The sequence below is a fragment of the Pedobacter sp. AC464 genome (assembly GCF_979253075.1).
On record NZ_CEEDBV010000002.1, the window covers coordinates 1,447,518 to 1,463,925 of the forward strand.

At 41.1% G+C, this 16,408-nt stretch carries 16 protein-coding genes; 12 read left to right on the plus strand and 4 right to left on the minus strand.

Features of this window, described 5'->3' with window-relative positions:
• Nucleotides 1-460: 460 nt before the first annotated feature.
• From AC0IWT_RS17175 to AC0IWT_RS17210, 8 genes are all read left to right on the plus strand, one after another.
• Nucleotides 461-994 carry an OmpA family protein gene (locus tag AC0IWT_RS17175; protein WP_471798078.1) on the plus strand — a complete coding sequence of 178 codons (534 nt, stop codon included), beginning with the start codon at nt 461-463 and terminating at the stop codon, nt 992-994.
• Nucleotides 995-1,231: 237 nt separating this feature from the next.
• Nucleotides 1,232-1,612: a transmembrane 220 family protein gene (locus AC0IWT_RS17180; RefSeq protein ID WP_471798079.1), complete on the plus strand. Its 381-nt coding sequence runs from the start codon at nt 1,232-1,234 to the stop codon at nt 1,610-1,612.
• 16 nt (nt 1,613-1,628) lie between these two features.
• Nucleotides 1,629-2,459 (plus strand): EboA domain-containing protein, encoded by an 831-nt coding sequence (locus AC0IWT_RS17185; protein ID WP_471798080.1) that lies wholly within the window; start codon nt 1,629-1,631, stop codon nt 2,457-2,459.
• A 33-nt stretch (nt 2,460-2,492) separates the two neighbouring features.
• Entirely contained in the window at nt 2,493-3,479 is a 987-nt protein-coding gene (locus AC0IWT_RS17190; RefSeq protein WP_471798081.1) for a TatD family hydrolase, read from the plus strand.
• A 6-nt stretch (nt 3,480-3,485) separates the two neighbouring features.
• The gene (gene eboC / locus AC0IWT_RS17195; RefSeq protein ID WP_471798082.1) at nt 3,486-4,370 is read left to right on the plus strand and encodes a UbiA-like protein EboC; all 885 of its coding nucleotides are present in this window, start codon (nt 3,486-3,488) and stop codon (nt 4,368-4,370) included.
• A gap of 35 nt (nt 4,371-4,405) precedes the next feature.
• Nucleotides 4,406-5,572: a 3-dehydroquinate synthase gene (locus AC0IWT_RS17200; RefSeq protein ID WP_471798083.1), complete on the plus strand. Its 1,167-nt coding sequence runs from the start codon at nt 4,406-4,408 to the stop codon at nt 5,570-5,572.
• A 5-nt stretch (nt 5,573-5,577) separates the two neighbouring features.
• The gene (eboE, locus tag AC0IWT_RS17205; RefSeq protein ID WP_471798084.1) at nt 5,578-6,753 is read left to right on the plus strand and encodes a metabolite traffic protein EboE; all 1,176 of its coding nucleotides are present in this window, start codon (nt 5,578-5,580) and stop codon (nt 6,751-6,753) included.
• A 3-nt stretch (nt 6,754-6,756) separates the two neighbouring features.
• Nucleotides 6,757-8,109: an alkaline phosphatase family protein gene (locus AC0IWT_RS17210; RefSeq protein ID WP_471798085.1), complete on the plus strand. Its 1,353-nt coding sequence runs from the start codon at nt 6,757-6,759 to the stop codon at nt 8,107-8,109.
• An 809-nt stretch (nt 8,110-8,918) separates the two neighbouring features.
• On the opposite strand, the gene AC0IWT_RS17215 is transcribed toward AC0IWT_RS17210, so the two are convergent.
• Together AC0IWT_RS17215 and AC0IWT_RS17220 are read right to left on the minus strand one after the other, a co-directional pair.
• Nucleotides 8,919-9,344, minus strand: a complete 426-nt coding sequence (locus AC0IWT_RS17215; RefSeq protein WP_471798086.1) for a VOC family protein — start codon at nt 9,342-9,344, stop codon at nt 8,919-8,921.
• An 83-nt stretch (nt 9,345-9,427) separates the two neighbouring features.
• Nucleotides 9,428-10,294: an aldose 1-epimerase family protein gene (locus AC0IWT_RS17220; RefSeq protein WP_471798087.1), complete on the minus strand. Its 867-nt coding sequence runs from the start codon at nt 10,292-10,294 to the stop codon at nt 9,428-9,430.
• 298 nt (nt 10,295-10,592) lie between these two features.
• On the opposite strand from AC0IWT_RS17220, the gene AC0IWT_RS17225 reads away from it, so the two are divergent.
• The gene (locus tag AC0IWT_RS17225; RefSeq protein ID WP_471798088.1) at nt 10,593-10,919 is read left to right on the plus strand and encodes a hypothetical protein; all 327 of its coding nucleotides are present in this window, start codon (nt 10,593-10,595) and stop codon (nt 10,917-10,919) included.
• 29 nt (nt 10,920-10,948) lie between these two features.
• On the opposite strand, the gene pepT is transcribed toward AC0IWT_RS17225, so the two are convergent.
• A complete protein-coding gene (gene pepT, locus AC0IWT_RS17230; protein WP_471798089.1) occupies nt 10,949-12,202 on the minus strand; it encodes a peptidase T in 1,254 nt (417 codons plus the stop codon).
• Nucleotides 12,203-12,262: 60 nt separating this feature from the next.
• Between pepT and AC0IWT_RS17235 the strand changes: the two genes are divergently transcribed.
• The 3 genes from AC0IWT_RS17235 to AC0IWT_RS17245 are packed head-to-tail and all read left to right on the plus strand — an operon-like array spanning nt 12,263 to nt 15,382.
• Nucleotides 12,263-12,994, plus strand: coding sequence for a hypothetical protein (locus AC0IWT_RS17235; RefSeq protein WP_471798090.1), 732 nt, complete (start codon nt 12,263-12,265; stop codon nt 12,992-12,994).
• A gap of 27 nt (nt 12,995-13,021) precedes the next feature.
• Complete coding sequence (locus tag AC0IWT_RS17240; protein WP_471798091.1) at nt 13,022-14,761, plus strand: M14 family metallopeptidase; 1,740 nt, start codon at nt 13,022-13,024, stop codon at nt 14,759-14,761.
• 6 nt (nt 14,762-14,767) lie between these two features.
• Nucleotides 14,768-15,382, plus strand: coding sequence for a rhomboid family intramembrane serine protease (locus AC0IWT_RS17245; RefSeq protein ID WP_056869047.1), 615 nt, complete (start codon nt 14,768-14,770; stop codon nt 15,380-15,382).
• On the opposite strand, the gene AC0IWT_RS17250 is transcribed toward AC0IWT_RS17245, so the two are convergent.
• Nucleotides 15,365-16,348, minus strand: coding sequence for a hypothetical protein (locus AC0IWT_RS17250; RefSeq protein WP_471798092.1), 984 nt, complete (start codon nt 16,346-16,348; stop codon nt 15,365-15,367). The two genes, AC0IWT_RS17245 and AC0IWT_RS17250, sit on opposite strands and share 18 nt — an antisense overlap.
• Between the last annotated feature and the right edge of the window lie 60 nt (nt 16,349-16,408).

A 16,408-nucleotide genomic window follows, 5' to 3' on the forward strand; every position in this document is an offset into this window, starting at 1 on the left:
AATAACAAGTTTCTTGCTTGATCCCTTCTCTTCCGGAGAAGGTGCCGGTAGGCGGATGAGGCATTAGTGCAAAACTTTCAACGGTCTACCCTTCTATCCCTTCCTATGCCGAGTAGCAAGGCGCATATTGCAGGGATAACAAGTTTCTTGCTTGATGCCTTCTCTTCCGGAGAAGGTGCCGGTAGGCGGATGAGGCATTAGCGCAAAACTTTCAACGGGCTATCCTTCTATCCGTTCCTATGCCGAACAACATGGCGCACATTGCAGGGATACTTAGTTTCTTGCTTGATCCCTTCTCTTCCGGAGAAGGTGCCGGTAGGCGGATGAGGCGTTTGTGCAAAACTTTCATTTTTTCTGCCACGAGAACAGGTTACAGGTAGCCAGTTTTTCTATTTAGATAAGTTATCGGGAAAAAAGCCGTTATTATTTAAAAATCAGAAACCCTATTAACCTGTTAAAAATGAATTTTATAAAGAACTATTTATTTTCTGCGCTCATCGGATTATCAGTAATCACCATGTACGCTTGTAAAGCAAAGAAAATGGTGGCCAAGCCTGATCCGGCGCCTGTTGCAAAACCGGCTCCTCCTGTTGAAGAGAAAAAGCCCGAACCAGCACCGCAGAAAGTGGCAGAACAAGCTGCTCCGGTTGATAAGCCTAATTTTAATTTAGATAACATTCAGTTTGAATTTAATTCTTCCGTTTTGAAAACGGCATCATTCTCTATTTTGGATAAAGCGGTAACAGAAATGAAAAAATCGCCCGATACGAAATTTGTCTTAAACGGTTACTCATCCGCAGAAGGCACACCTGAACATAATTTTTCATTATCTGAAGACAGGGCAAACTCGGTAAAGTCTTATTTTGTAAATGCAGGCCTTAAAGCTGCTAACTTCACCATTGTTGGACACGGAGAAAAAGATCCGATTACCAGTAACGATAGCGAAGAAGGCAGAATGTTGAACAGGAGAACAGAGATTAAAGTTCAGCAATAAGCTATCTTACTAAATGATAATTAAAAGGAGTGCGATTGTACTCCTTTTCTTGTTTCGCATGTTGCGGTTTGCTTAATTACAAGGAGTCATTGCACATATTCTTATCCCGATATTTTTGTCATAAACTTTTAAAGCTATATATAATTTACAATCTTTAGTGTAAAATAGTATTCGAATTAAATAACTTTGTTAAGCAAAGAAAATCGATTTAGCTAACTCCTTTAGAAATATATTTAAATGATTTTAATAATACTTAATGTAATTTTCTGCATTTCCTTTATCGGTTTTGCCTACGTTAACCTCAATGATAAAGACTCATGGCTATGGGTTCCCATTTATATGGCTGCTGCAATTTGTTGTGGCCTGGCTGCTGCGGGTTTATTTTATCCTTACGTTTACCTTGCTTTAATTGCATTTTACTTAATCTATGCGACTAAAATTTTCTTTGCAAAAGATGGCGTCCGCGATTGGATTACAAAGTACAACAAGCCAAGTCTGGTAGAAAGCATGCAGGCTACAAAACCTTACATAGAGCAAACCCGGGAGTTTTTCGGCTTGCTTATTATTGCCGGTGCCTTGCTGATAAACTATTTGGTTACGACAGGGGTTTTTGCATAAATAAAACGTGTTTCTTATGGCGATTAGTGATGATTTTGCGAATATAAATAAACTGCTTTTAAACATTATAGAAGATAATACCGAGCAAAGTGCGTTTGAATGGCTTAAAATGGCGGGTTCTGCCGGTGAAATCAACAAATTAGGGCAGGCTTTTGTAATGCTACCCCGAAAAACAGGAAAAGCTCGCCTGCGGGTTTCAGATTTGCAGAAGCAAGGCGCCGAAGCAGCAGGGATAGCATATGTAATCGATTGGAGTATTGATAGGTTGGCCAGGGTCTGGCTGCTGAGCATTCAGAGTTTTACTGATGCTGAAAAATCACATCCGCTTATCGAGCAATTATTTTTAGCTGCGGAAATGAATGAAGCCGTGGCTTTGTATTCGGCATTGCCTTTTTTAGCTGAACCAACAACCTGGGTGAAAAGATGTGCTGAAGGTATCAGAAGCAATATTGGTTCGGTTTTGGAATCGATAATGGAAAACAATCCTTATCCTTCAACATACCTTGATGAGGCTGCCTGGAACCAATTGGTTTTAAAAGCCTTCTTTACTGAGAAAAACGTTGGCAAAATAAATGGTTTAGAGGTGCGTGCCAACGAACAGCTTGCTTTAACACTGAGTGATTATGCCCGTGAGCGGTATGCCGCCGGGCGAAAGGTAAACCCGGAATTGTGGCGGTTAACTGGTCCCTTTATAAATGAACAGATTTTCGAAGCCATTAAGATTGGTTTAAATAATAATGATAAGGCAGAACATGAAGACATTGCACTTGCCATTTCTAAGTCTGATTATGCACCTGCCAAAGCATATATCAGCCAAATTCCCGAACTTAGCACGCCAGGTAAATAGAAAAAATCCGACTACAAATTAAAATGTTATAAAATGTGTTGCAGCAACTCAATTGAAAGAGATAAGGCGATGATGGGTGAACCTGAAGCCTTTGATATAAGTGCCGTAAAGGGAATGAAGTTTTTCGATCCGCATGTGCACATGACTTCCCGCACAACCGATGACTACCAGGCCATGGCTGATGCCGGTGTTGTTGCGCTGATTGAGCCGGCCTTTTGGTTGGGGCAGCCACGTACCGGTCTGGATAGTTTCAGAGATTATTACAGCAGTCTTATCGGTTGGGAGCGGTTCCGCTCTTCGCAATTTGGCATTAAACATTATTGCACCATTGGCCTAAACTCTCGCGAAGCGAATAACGAGGCACTTGCTGAACAGGTAATGGAAATTTTGCCTCTGTTTATTTATAAAGAAGGTGTTGTAGGTATCGGTGAAATTGGTTTTGATGACCAAACCGCTGCCGAAGAAAAGTACTACCGCCAGCAGTTGGAACTGGCGAAAGGAGCCGGCCTTCCGGTTCAAATCCATACGCCGCACCGTGATAAGAAAAAGGGAACCCAGCGCAGCATGGATATTGCCTTGGAGCATGGCTTGGATCCTTATCAAATCATTATCGACCATAACAATGAGGAAACCGTAAAAGAGGTTTTAGACCGTGGTTTCTTTGCTGCTTTTACCATCTATCCATTTACAAAAATGGGCAATGAACGGATGGTGGAAATCGTAAAACAATATGGTTCGGAACGCATAATGGTAAATTCTGCTGCCGATTGGGGCATAAGCGACCCCTTGGCAGTGCCTAAAACTGCGGCGTTAATGAAGCTCAAAGGCATCAGCGATGCGGATATAGAACTGGTAACTTACCGCAATGCCATTACCGCGTTTGCGCAAAGCGGACAAATAGACGAAGCTGATTTTACCGCGCCTAAAAACATAGACCAGACGGAAAAATTTGAAGGCAATACCATTTTACGTGGCGGGCAACAGCCCCGTACAGATAAATCTTCGATCATCATCAGTTAAGTAGCCTTGGGAAAATTATTCGCTTACCTGCGCATCATGCGCCCTGCAAACATTGTAACATCGGTTGCAGATATTCTTGCCGGTATTGCCATTTCAGGTATTCTGATTAACGGCAACGGTACGCCTTGGTTAACAATATTTTGTCTGTGCCTTTCCACCGCCTGTTTGTACGGTGGCGGTATTGTGTTTAACGATGTTTTTGATGCCGAACTTGATAAAATTGAAAGGCCGGAACGTGCAATACCGAGCGGCATAATCAGTTTAACGAATGCAACGATTTTAGGAACAGCATTGCTGATTTCGGGAATTGTGCTTGCAGCCTTAACAAGTTTAACTTCAGGCTTACTGGCGTTTGGTGTAAGTTGCTTTGCATTACTATACAATAAAATTGGCAAGCATCATCCTTTTTTCGGTCCGCTAACAATGGGCATTTGCCGCGGTTTAAACCTATCGCTCGGTTTAAGCATTGTGCCGGCTATGTTGCAACAACATTATTTACTGGCTATAATTCCGGTGATTTATATCTTTTCGATAACCATGACGAGCCGTGGAGAGGTACATGGCGGCAATACGAAGAACCTTTACCTGGCGGCGGTTTTATACGCAGTTGTAATTGGCAGTATTGCCTGGTTTAGTTTTACAAACGACCGTTTGTTATGGTCGCTGCTCTTTCTTTTACCTTTCGCCTGGATGATATTCAGGCCATTATCCAAAGCCATTAAAAATCCCATCGGGAAAAATATTGGTGGCGCAGTAAAGGCTGGTGTTATCTCCTTAATTTTGATGGACGCCGCCTGGGCGGTAACTTTCGATGCATTGTTGCTCGCTTTCATCATCGCGGCATTGTTGCCCTTATCTATCTGGCTCTCGAAATTATTCGCTGTTACCTGATTTCTTAACTTTAGCAAAAAGATTATCCACTTTATATGGAACATTTACAACAAAGCTTTACTGTTCAATACAACTTTAATGTCTTCTTTACCTCTTCGCTTTTTTCAGTTGAAAATGATTTATTTAACAACTTTCTGGCTGGTCTAAACCCGGCAAAGGCGGCAAAAAAGATTTTTTTCGTATTAGATGAGGGTGTTGTAAATGCACATCCTGATTTAAAGGCATCGATAAAAAATTACTTCGAAAAATACAATCACACACAGTTGGTTACTGATTTTCTGGTTATCCCAGGGGGCGAGGTCGTAAAAAACGAGACACAATATTTTGATAAAGTATTGGAGGCGGTAAACACTTACGGAATCGATCGTCATTCATTTATCGCGGCCATTGGCGGCGGCGCTGTGCTTGATATGGTTGGCTATGCGGCAAATGTTTCGCACCGTGGCATTAAACATATCCGCATCCCAACAACAGTTTTATCGCAAAACGATTCGGGTGTCGGCGTTAAAAATGGCATCAATTATTTTAATAAAAAGAATTTTTTAGGTACGTTTTCACCACCTGTTGCCGTTTTTAATGATGCTTTGTTTCTGCACACTTTATCTGATCGCGATTGGCGCTCAGGTATTGCCGAGGCGGTAAAAGTAGCTTTAATTAAAGACCGACAATTTTTCGAATGGCTTGAAGCAAATGCCGAAGCAATGGCAAACCGCAACATGGAGGCAATGAATTATCAGATATGGAAGTGTGCAAAATTGCACATGGAGCACATCAGAAGCGGCGATCCCTTCGAAAGCGGTTCTGCCCGCCCGCTCGATTTTGGCCACTGGAGCGCCCATAAGCTCGAGTACCTCAGCAATTTCGAAATCAGGCATGGAGAAGCCGTGGCTATGGGCATTGCGCTAGATACTGTTTACGCACAATTATCCGGAAGGATAAGCGAAGCTGATGCACAAAGGGTTATAAAACTGATCCAGGTGCTAGGATTTGAATGCACACATCCATTGTTACAGGTAACTAACGGCGATAGTCCGATTTTACAAGGCCTGGAAGAGTTTCGGGAACATTTGGGTGGCGAGTTAACCATTACTTTGTTAACAGGAATTGGCAGCGGAGAGGAAGTTCATGAAATGGACACAGCATTATTAAAACAGGCTGCGGAGATACTCAACCATCAGGCAAATCTTCAATCTACAACTTAACTGTTATGGAAATTAATTCAGCACATTTAACTTTCTGTACAAATATTTATGCAGGCGAAAGCTGGGCGACACATTTTTCAGTTTTAAAAGATAGCTTTCCGGTTTTAAAAGCTTCATTATCTCCAGAGCAACCAATGGGTATCGGGCTACGCCTGTCTAACCTTGCAAGCATCGAAATTTTAGAGGCGAATCATCTGCATGAATTTAAAAAATGGCTAAACGATAATGGTGGGTATGTATTTACCATGAACGGATTTCCTTATGGAGGCTTCCACCACACGAGGGTAAAAGATCAGGTTCATGCGCCCGACTGGACAACCACTGAACGCCTTGAGTATACCATTCGCTTATTTCACATCCTTGCAGAGCTTATTCCTGAAGGGATAGACGGCGGGATTTCAACTTCTCCTTTGAGTTATAAACCATGGTTTTCTGACCTGGAAGAGCGCCAAGTTGCCACCATTGTCGCGACCAAGCATATTTTAAAAGTTGCCGAAGAATTGAGCACAATTAAAGCGAAGAGCGGAAAAACCCTCCACCTGGACATTGAGCCGGAACCAGATGGCTTCTTAGAATCCGGCCCCGAATTTATCGACTGGTATGAAAATGTTTTGCTACAATCCGGTAAGCTCACCGGCGACGTGATACGAGAACATATTTGTTTATGTTATGATGTTTGCCATTTTGCGATCGGTTATGAGCCGCATGCTGACATTATTGATGAGCTGAAAGCTAAAGGAATTTCTGTAGGAAAAATCCAGATTAGTGCAGCTTTGAAGGCTAAATTACCTGAAGTTGCTGAAGAAAGAAATCTGGTGATTAATGCGCTTGGCCGTTTTGATGAGCCGACCTATTTGCACCAGGTAATTGCGCAACAGCATGATGGGCGCTTAATCCGTTACCCGGACTTATCAAATGCTTTGGCTGATAAAGAAAATACAAATGCCAGAGAATGGCGGGCGCATTTCCATGTGCCGATTTTTGTTGAAGACATGGGCTTAGTGCAGTCTACCCAGGCAGACATTAAATCCGTTTTGGATTATCATAAAAAAAATCCCTTTACAAACCACTTGGAGGTAGAAACTTACACCTGGGAAGTGCTTCCGGCAGCATTAAAGGCGCCTCTAAACGATTCAATTATACGCGAGTTGCGTTGGGTAAAAAATATTTTAGAATTTTAAGTTATGCATAAAACAGTTGTTATAGATATCGTTGGCTTATCTTCATCCGTAATTGGCGAGCATACGCCTTTCCTTAAAAAATATATCGCAGGCAAGAATTTTACCAACATCGAGCCATTATTGCCAGCGGTAACTACAAGTGTGCAATCTAGCTACCTCACCGGAAAATATCCTTCGGAAAATGGCATTGTTGGAAATGGCTGGTACGATAATGTGGACAGCGAAATTAAATTCTGGAAACAATCTAACAAGCTTGTTAACGGTGAAAAAATTTGGGACAGCGCAAAAAAAGCAGATCCATCTTTTACCTGCGCTAACATGTTTTGGTGGTATAATATGTATTCCAATGCCGATTATTCGGCAACACCACGTCCAAATTACCTTGCCGATGGCCGTAAACTGCCCGACTGCTATACACAACCCGCCGAACTTCGAGATCACTTACAGCAAAAATTTGGACAGTTTCCTTTATTTCAATTCTGGGGACCAGGCGCAAATATTAAATCGAGCCGGTGGATTGCCGATGCCGCAATGGAAACCGAGCAGCTGCACAACCCAACCCTTAGCTTAATTTACCTGCCTCATTTAGATTATTGCCTCCAAAAATTTGGTCCGGATTTAAATAAAATTAGCACTGAATTAATTGAAATAGATAAGCTGGTTGAAGAACTGGTTACCTTTTACGAGAAAAAGGGCGCCAGAATTATTCTGCTTTCGGAGTATGGCATCGAACCCGTGAGTAAACCGATACATTTGAACCGGATTTTTAGAGAAAACGGTTTAATCGGGATTAGAGAAGAGCGTGGTTTAGAATTGCTGGACCCCGGAGCTTCCAAGGCATTTGTTGTGGCCGATCACCAGGTTGCACATGTTTACATAAATGATAAAAGCGTTACCGAACAGGTAAAAAGCCTGCTTAAAAATACGCCCGGAGTAGATTTGGTTTTAGATAAAAACGAACAGCAACAACACAATATTAATCACGAACGCTCGGGCGATTTTGTGGTTACAGCGAAAGAAAACAGCTGGTTTACTTATTATTTCTGGCTCGATGATTCGAAAGCACCGGATTATGCAAGGTGTGTTGATATCCATAAAAAACCCGGTTACGACCCGGTAGAAATGTTCATGTCATCTAAGCTTCGCGCCGGCTATAAACTGCTTAGAAAAAAGTCGGGATTTAGATATGTGATGGATGTAATTCCACTCGATGCGACGCTCGTTAAAGGTTCTCACGGAAGAATTGGCGTGGCTGATGCATTTAAAGCTGTTCTGATTACGGATTGGAAAATAGACAAAAGGCTTGCAGCGCCGGGGGTATATGATGTAATCTGGGAAGCGCTGACGAAGCAATAAAGCGCCGGTTCGGAAATTTTTCTGCAATTGTTTTTAAAGGTATAGCGCCCGTAATTTTTACTATTTCGGAGCGCAGAGGGCAGTAGTTCTTCGAATTGGTTCTGTCCCGCCAACACTGCAATCTTTTGGCAAATGTTTGTACAAATTTTAGGGTATTTGCAACCAAAAGCATTTCCGCTTATGTCGGGGCAATTGAACAAAGTATTGCAGGAGGTGGTTATTTCAATCAAAAGAGAATGGCAACAAACCTTCGTATCTAAACCCGATAGAGCTAGGTAGCCCGAAGCAAGGAATGAGCAAGGCTACAGGCGATAGCGGGGCTACCGACCGCCATAAACACCGAAGTGTTCATTTCCAAACATTAATTCTCCCAACTTTAACGGTTAACTAAGAATTTAGCGCCCGTAATTTTTTGCTATTTCGGAGCGCAAAGGGCAGTAGTTCTTCGAATGGGTTCTGTCCCGCCGACACTACAATCTTTTGGGCAATGTTTGTACAAATTTTAAGGTATTTGCAACCAAAAATATTTCCGCTTATGTCGGGGCTATTAACCAAAGTATTGCAGGTGGTCATTATTTCAATCAAAAAAGTATGGCAACTAACCTTCGTTTCTAAACCCGATAGAGCCAGGTAGCCCGAAGCGAGGAACGAGCAAGGCTATAGGCGATAGCGGGGCTACCGACCGCCATAAACACCGGAGTGTTCATTTCCAAACATTAATTCTATCACTTTGAACAAAGATTGCGCTGCGTAAATATTATTATCATTTAGATTTTTCGACCACCCTCCCGAGACAATGGCTTCTATAATTATTGATAAGCACCGAAATTAATCATCCAGCAGATGCCATATTTGTCTTTAAAGCTTCCAAAGTAATCGCCCCAAAACTGATCTTCCAGCGGCATTTCGATATCGCCCCCGGCTGATAGGCCATTAAACAGGCGTTCAGCTTCTTCGCGGCTATCCGGACTAACACTGATATACATACTGTTGCCCTTGGTTAGTACGTGTTTGGCAGATGGAACACAGTCTGATGCCATAAGAACGAGGTTTTCATTTATTGGCAGCGAAATATGCATGATAAGGTGCTGCTCCTCCTGAGGTAATTTATCTGCATCTGGCATGTCGCCCATTCTCATTAATGCAATAAATTCCCCTCCAAAAGTCGATTTGTAGAAGTTGAAAGCTTCCTCGGCCTGGCCGTAGAAGTTTAAGTAAGGGTGCATTTTAATCATTTTCGTTTTTTTGTTAAACGAAACTAATCAACCGAAAGATGATTAAATGGGTGTGTTTAAGACAACTTTAGGGTACAGCGAATTTAAAAACACTCTACTTCCCAGCAACGCTCCCAGCTTTTGCCGGCTTCGAGTTTTGTAATCCCTTCTTTATTTGTTAGTTTCTGGTTGTGGTTAATGCCATCGGCTACGCCACACCAAGGCTCGAGGCATACAAAAGGTGCATCTTTAGCTGCCCAGATTCCAAAAAATGGGAAGTCATCAAAATGGAAGTGCAAACCATAATCATTTTTGGTATTTAATAAACTGATGCAATTGCTCTGGAGTGTTTTAAAAACTAAAGCATCATTATAAAAAAGGTCGTGTTTTAGCGTTAACTTATGGCTGTTCAATTCAATTGTTTCCGTTTCGTTGGCAACTAAACCTTCATCGAGTTTCCAAAAGGTTAACCGTTCATCATCATTAAATGCGAGGTAATAATCCTCATATTTAGTGCCTGGCGTATTGGGCACAGCAAAAGCTGGATGCGCACCGAGCGAAAAATACATTTTAGCCGTGCCTTTATTCGTAACCGTGTAGCTGATGCTTAGCTTCCTTTCAATGATGCGGTAATTGAGTTTTAATTCGAATGGGAAAGGATAAGCTTTTATAGTATCAGCGGTATCTGTTAGGGTAAAAACGGCCTCCGTATTCGTTAGTTGTGTTGCTGTAAACTCATGGTCTCTGGCAAAACCGTGCCTTGGTAAATGGTAGGTTTTATCTTTATAAATATAGCTGTCGTTTTTTAGCGAGCCTACTATCGGGAATAAAACCGGACTATGTTTGCCCCAGAAATTTGCATCGCCATTCCACAAATATTCAATCTGAGTTTCTTTACTAAAAAGCGCCTGTAGTTCTGCCCCTTTTGTCGCTATTTCTACTTTTAAAAAGTCGTTTTCAAGTCGTATCATTACATTTAAAAGTAACAAATTTGGCGCAACTTTTAACTGCCTTTCGAAAATAGTTAAAATTTTTTCCTCCCGAATTGTTTTGCCAAGCTTGTTTGCTTACATGTTTTCACTATTTTTAAACCATAACAAATAGAATTTAGTAAATGCGGAAGAATTGTGATGAACACGATGTTGAACCGGCAGTTTGCAAGCTGTTCCCTGAGTTACATGGAGGGCGAGCTGTATATTTTGCAACTTGTAAACTTGGCATCTGGCTTCGCCGATGTTGCTTAGTATTAATCAACTCCAAAAAATAAATATGGCTATCGATTTAAGCAAGCTTACAAATACAAAAGTTAAGGCGGCCATTGTTGCGTTACAAAAAGGCGATGCCAAAGCGTGGTTTGCCATGTTTGCCCAGGATGTTGCGCTTTATGATGATGGAAACCAGATGCAGTTTAACAACTTTTTTAAGAAAGGTTTAGGTCGCGAGTGGTTTACAAGTATTGATAAGGTAGAAAATAACGGCCTTGATGTTTATGGCAATTTCCATTCCAGTCAGTGGGGCGATTTTAATACCTATTTCAAATTTAAAATTAACAAAGAAGGCAAAATCAACCGGCTGGATATTGGCCAGGAAGATTAATTTAGGTTCGGTAAGCCTGCAACTGGAAATTAGCTGTTTTCTTCCCAAATGCAGGCGATGTTTACGATGGTTTGCACCGCTTTTTCCATATCCTGCACACTCACCCATTCCCGTTTGCTATGAAATGCATGCTCACCTGCAAAAATGTTGGGGCAAGGCAAACCCATAAACGATAACCTGGAGCCATCGGTACCTCCGCGAATGCTTTGTTTTTTTGCTTTTACGCCGGTGCGTTCTATTGCCTCAATGCCATAAGCAACAATTTGTGGATGCTTATCCAATACCTGTCTCATATTTCTGTACTGTGCTTTCACTGTTAAGTTATAGCTCGAATTCGGGTAATTTTTAATCACCTTTTCAACAGTTTCTTTCAATATGTTTTCGTGTTCTGTTAATTTCTCATCGGTAAAATCGCGGATAATAAACTGCGCTTCGGCTTGCTCTACCTGCCCTTTTATGGCAACGGGATGAATGAAACCTTCTTTTTCTGCAGTAGTTTCGGGCGTTAGGTTAAGTTTTGGCAAAGCCGATAAAACATCGCCCAGTATTTTTATGGCGCTCTCCATTTTCCCTTTTGCAAAGCCCGGGTGCGTACTCACGCCGTTTATTGTTAATGTTGCGCCATCGGCAGAAAATGTTTCATCTTCAATAGAACCTAAAGTTTCGCCATCAACGGTGTAAGCAAAATCGGCCGCAACCTTTTTCAGGTCGACCTTATCTACACCCCGCCCTATCTCCTCATCAGGTGTAAATAAAACTTTAATACGGCCGTGTTTTATGTGCCGGTTTTCCATTAAAAAACCAACGGCTTCCATAATTTCAGCAACTCCCGCCTTGTTATCTGCGCCAAGTAAGGTAGTGCCACTGGCGGTTATGATATCGTTTCCAATTTGGTGTTCGAGATCCGGATGATCGGCAAGTTTAACTACTATCGATTCGTCATCAGGTAAAACAAGATCCTGGCCCTGGTAGTTGCGATGAATGATTGGTTTCACCTGCGCTCCGCTGCAATCGGGCGACGTATCCATGTGTGAACAAAAGCAAATTACCGGCATATTTTTAGGTGAGGTAGCAGGAACAGTTGCATATACATAACCGTTTTCGTCCATGTGCGCATCGGTACAACCAAATTCCAAAAGTTCTTTAACAAGTTTTTCACCAAGCGTTTTTTGCTTTTCCGTTGATGGGCAAGTTGGCGATTCTGGGTCAGATTGTGTATCTATTTCAGCGTAGCTGATGAATCTGTTTGCTAATGTTCCGTTAAAGTTTTTGTACATTGTCATAATTACAAAGCTAAAAGTTATGGATATTCAATAAACATATTATTTTTGTAAAAAAACAATATGACGTATAAACCACTGAAGCTTACATCCCTTACTTTTTTTTTCCTGTTCTTTGCCCTTTTTTCTGAAGCTCAGTCAAATTACTTTAAATGGTCGTATGGTTTTAGTGGAGGTCCAAATTATTCTAAAACTGATGTTGTTAAAGGGAATTGGGGTTACACGATTGCCGGTAACATCGATCATCATTTTACACCTTTTATTACAGGCGGATTGGAAGCCCAGTACGGCATGGTTCAGGGTGGCGATATTGTTACCGATGCCCATAACAGGCAGTTTGTAAATAAATATACCGGCATAAACGCCAACCTGAAATTTGCGCTGGGTGAATTCATAAATTACAATAAAACCAATTTCTTATACAATATTAAAGGCTTGTATGCCGGCATTGGTGTTGGTGCAATAAACAACAATATAACAGATATTGTGCGTTACAAGCCAAGTTGGGCAGAATATGATCCCGGATACGGGCCATTTCCAGGCGAAGATAAAAGTGTAAATCTTTGGGTGCCGGTAAATCTGGGTATCAACTTTTATTTTAATGATGGCTGGGGTTACGTTCGTTATGTGCTTAACTTTAATGCGCAAAGTAATTTTACTTTTGGCGAGGGTTTAGATGGTTATAACGACCCCGAAAGCAGATTTAAAAACTACGACCCGGACACGTACAACGTTTACAGCGTTGGCTTTAAATATTATTTCGGTAATATTAAAGTTTATCGCAAAACACTCTAATAATTCCTTAAATCTTAATATCCCAACATGAACAGATTATTCGTGTTTTTGTTGCTTTTTAGCAATGTTGCTGTTCTGGCTCAGCAAACCCCCTACGAAAAAAGCGGTAAAAAGGAAACAACAACCTACAAGGCTGCAATTTCTTACTATGAAGCTTTAGCAAAAAATCATCCCCAGGCAAAACTGCTAACTTATGGTAATACCGATTTTGATAAACCGTTACATTTACTCGTTTTATCGAAGGATAAGGTTTTTAACCCGAGCGAAATACGGAAACAACATAAGCGGATTTTTCTGATTAATAATGGCATCCATCCTGGTGAACCGGAAGGTATTGATGCCTCTATGATGTTGGCACGCGATTTACTTAAAGGCAATAGATTGCCGGCAAATGTTGTCATCTGTATCATTCCTATATACAATATTGATGGTAGCTTTAACCGAACCGGAACATCACGGGCCAACCAGAACGGGCCTGTTGCCTATGGTTTCAGGGGGAATAGTAAAAACCTCGATTTAAATCGTGATTTTATCAAAACTGATTCTAAAAATTCTGCCGCTTTCCAGTTGATTTTTAATACCTGGCAACCTGAAATATTTGTCGACACCCATACAAGTAACGGCGCTGATTACCAATATGTGATGACGCTCATTCCGACGCAAAAGGATAAATTAAATGGCCTCCTATCCGGGTATTTAACCAAAACATTGGTGCCGGATTTGTATAAAGCAATGGAAGCGAAAGGTTACCCAATGGTGCCGTACGTAAATTCAATTGGGGAAACGCCGGAGACCGGAATTACCGGCTTTATTGAGTCGCCACGTTATTCTACCGGATATACCACCCTGCATAACGCCATTGGGTTTATGCCAGAAACGCACATGCTGAAATCATTCGATTTACGTGTTGATGCAACCTACAAGCTGCTTCAAAGCTATGTGGATGTTATACAACGCGACGCGAAAATTATTGGCGAAAATAAACGTAAGGCGGATGAATTGGTTGCTGCACAGAAAGCGTTTCCACTGGAATGGAAGCTTAACAGGAACGATGTAGATAGTATACCATTTAAAGGTTTCGAGGCAGGTAAAGAGCCCAGCGCAATTAGTGGCTACGACAGGCTTTTTTACGATAGGAGCAAACCATTTACCAGAAACATTAAAGCGTATAACAAGTTTGAGGCTGCCATAAGCATTCAAAAACCAGTTGCTTACATTATACCGAAAGCCTGGGATAAAGTTATCGCTTTGCTTAAGTTGAATAATGTAAAAGTTGAACAGCTTAAGGCAGATACGAAGCTTAAAGTTGAAAGTTATTATATTGATGATTTTAAAACCGGAACCAGACCATATGAGGGCCACTATTTGCACAGTAGCGTAAAAGTTAGGCCGGTTGAACAGTCTTTACAGTATTATGCAGGCGATTTTCTGGTTTACACAAACCAGGCGAGCAACCGTTATATCATCGAAACGCTGGAACCCCAAGCAACGGATTCATATTTTAACTGGAATTTTTTCGATTCAATTCTGGATATGAAGGAGCATTACTCGGCTTATGTTTTTGAAGATACAGGTGCAGAATTGTTGAAAAATAATCCTGAATTAAAAGCTAAATTAGAGGCGAAAAAAGCAGCCGACACCGCGTTTGCGAAAAGTGGATCGGCCCAGTTGGAATTCGTGTACAAAAATTCTGACTATTATGAAAAAACACACAACAGATACCCGGTTTCGCGTTTAGTAACAAATGTAAAACTCGAATTAAACTAAACTTAAATGGAATTTTTTAACGTGGCGCCAGTTGCCTCACTTATTTTTGTTTTCACCATTATTACAAGTCTTTATGCATTTTACGATAACAGCCTTTATGGGAAGTTTATGCTGCATCCATACAGCGTTGCAAAGGGTAAAAATGTTTTCACTTTAATTACGAGCGGGCTAATCCATGCAGATTGGATGCACCTGGCGTTTAACATGTTTACCTTCTATGCCTTCGCTTTTACACTGGAAGCGATGATGGGAAGCTGGCGATTCGGCTTACTTTATTTTGTTTGCTTAATTCTGAGCGACATCCCTACAGTGTATAAATATAAAGATAGCTTTAACTACAATAGCCTGGGCGCTTCGGGTGCAATAAGCGGCGTACTTTTTAGTTTTATACTCTTCAATCCAACCTCAGGAATCAGAATTTTATTTATACCTTTTGATATTCCAGCTTATATTTTTGGCTTTCTTTATTTGATTTACTGCGCTTATGCGTCAAAAAACTCCAGAGATGGCATAAACCATGATGCGCATTTCTACGGCGCTTTAACAGGCCTGATTTTCACTATTATATTTGTGCCAGGCATCATCCAGAATTTTATTACTGCTTTAACCGGCGGCAGGTAAACAGGGCTTTGCGAAGAAGCTCATCGGCTCATCAGGGTTCTTAATGATTTCGAACTTAACATAGCCCCAGGGTTTCCAGAAGTTTTCCAAAACCTGGGCATAAATTTTATGTTGCCAAACATCAAAAAGCGGTTTGCTCATATTTCCGCGAAGAGGCATTGCTTCTATATAGGTTGTGCCTTCTACAGGCATAAAAGTGTATTCGGGCAATCTGTTAAAAAGGTAAGCAGAATAATAAAACCTGGCGGTTAACTCCTCAAACTGTTCTGCACTTAAAGCTTTTCCTTTAACTTCGTCAATTATTTCCTGATGGTAACGTTTGTTGGTTCCATTATCCTGTAAGCAGGCAATAATCCCAAAATTCTTCATTTTTAACGAGAAGGTAAGCGTGTTTATCTCATCGCGAAAACTAAATGGCGTTGCTTCATCTTCGAGTTTTACCACGATTATAGACCATGGTGTAAAATCCTCAAATTCTAAACTCGTGTATAAGTTTTGCATCATGAAATTCAGGTTGGCAAATTTCATCATTAAAGATTGCGACATATTCAAGCCATCTGCTGTCATTTCTTTGCGCAAGGCTGAATGCATTTCGATGTACACAAAGCCATATAAAAACTTACCAATCCAGTTGAACAAGTCAAGTTCTGGCAATGTTGAAACGGCATCAAATCCAGCTTCAAAAGCCTGCTCAATTTTTGCCTCCAAAGGATTTAAAAACTGTGTATTTACTTCGCTGTTTACCGGAATAACCAGGGTATTGTACGAGCGGATACTTTCATCAAGAAACTGAATTTGCTCTTCGCCGCTTAAGCCCGCTTGTTTTAGCAGCCATTTAGGAATTAAAGGTACCTGCAAAACCGGGGAATTGAAGGTGTTGCCGCTCAGAAAACATTTCTTGTATAAAAAATCGAAACCCTGGAAAGGATTGTATAAACCGGTATTCATCGATGCAATATTAGCCATTATATTTTTATGGCTTTGCAGCGATATTTTATTTTAACGTTGCGATTACAACAAAGGATG

Bases quoted from the DNA above. Each gene is read 5' to 3' on its own strand.
- AC0IWT_RS17175 (WP_471798078.1), top strand. From the start codon at position 461: ATGAATTTTATAAAGAACTATTTATTTTCTGCGCTCATCGGATTATCA.
- AC0IWT_RS17180 (WP_471798079.1), top strand. From the start codon at position 1,232: ATGATTTTAATAATACTTAATGTAATTTTCTGCATTTCCTTTATCGGT.
- AC0IWT_RS17185 (WP_471798080.1), top strand. From the start codon at position 1,629: ATGGCGATTAGTGATGATTTTGCGAATATAAATAAACTGCTTTTAAAC.
- AC0IWT_RS17190 (WP_471798081.1), top strand. From the start codon at position 2,493: ATGTGTTGCAGCAACTCAATTGAAAGAGATAAGGCGATGATGGGTGAA.
- AC0IWT_RS17200 (WP_471798083.1), top strand. From the start codon at position 4,406: ATGGAACATTTACAACAAAGCTTTACTGTTCAATACAACTTTAATGTC.
- eboE (WP_471798084.1), top strand. From the start codon at position 5,578: ATGGAAATTAATTCAGCACATTTAACTTTCTGTACAAATATTTATGCA.
- AC0IWT_RS17210 (WP_471798085.1), top strand. From the start codon at position 6,757: ATGCATAAAACAGTTGTTATAGATATCGTTGGCTTATCTTCATCCGTA.
- AC0IWT_RS17215 (WP_471798086.1), bottom strand. From the start codon at position 9,344: ATGATTAAAATGCACCCTTACTTAAACTTCTACGGCCAGGCCGAGGAA.
- AC0IWT_RS17220 (WP_471798087.1), bottom strand. From the start codon at position 10,294: ATGATACGACTTGAAAACGACTTTTTAAAAGTAGAAATAGCGACAAAA.
- AC0IWT_RS17225 (WP_471798088.1), top strand. From the start codon at position 10,593: ATGGCTATCGATTTAAGCAAGCTTACAAATACAAAAGTTAAGGCGGCC.
- pepT (WP_471798089.1), bottom strand. From the start codon at position 12,202: ATGACAATGTACAAAAACTTTAACGGAACATTAGCAAACAGATTCATC.
- AC0IWT_RS17235 (WP_471798090.1), top strand. From the start codon at position 12,263: ATGACGTATAAACCACTGAAGCTTACATCCCTTACTTTTTTTTTCCTG.
- AC0IWT_RS17240 (WP_471798091.1), top strand. From the start codon at position 13,022: ATGAACAGATTATTCGTGTTTTTGTTGCTTTTTAGCAATGTTGCTGTT.
- AC0IWT_RS17245 (WP_056869047.1), top strand. From the start codon at position 14,768: ATGGAATTTTTTAACGTGGCGCCAGTTGCCTCACTTATTTTTGTTTTC.
- AC0IWT_RS17250 (WP_471798092.1), bottom strand. From the start codon at position 16,348: ATGGCTAATATTGCATCGATGAATACCGGTTTATACAATCCTTTCCAG.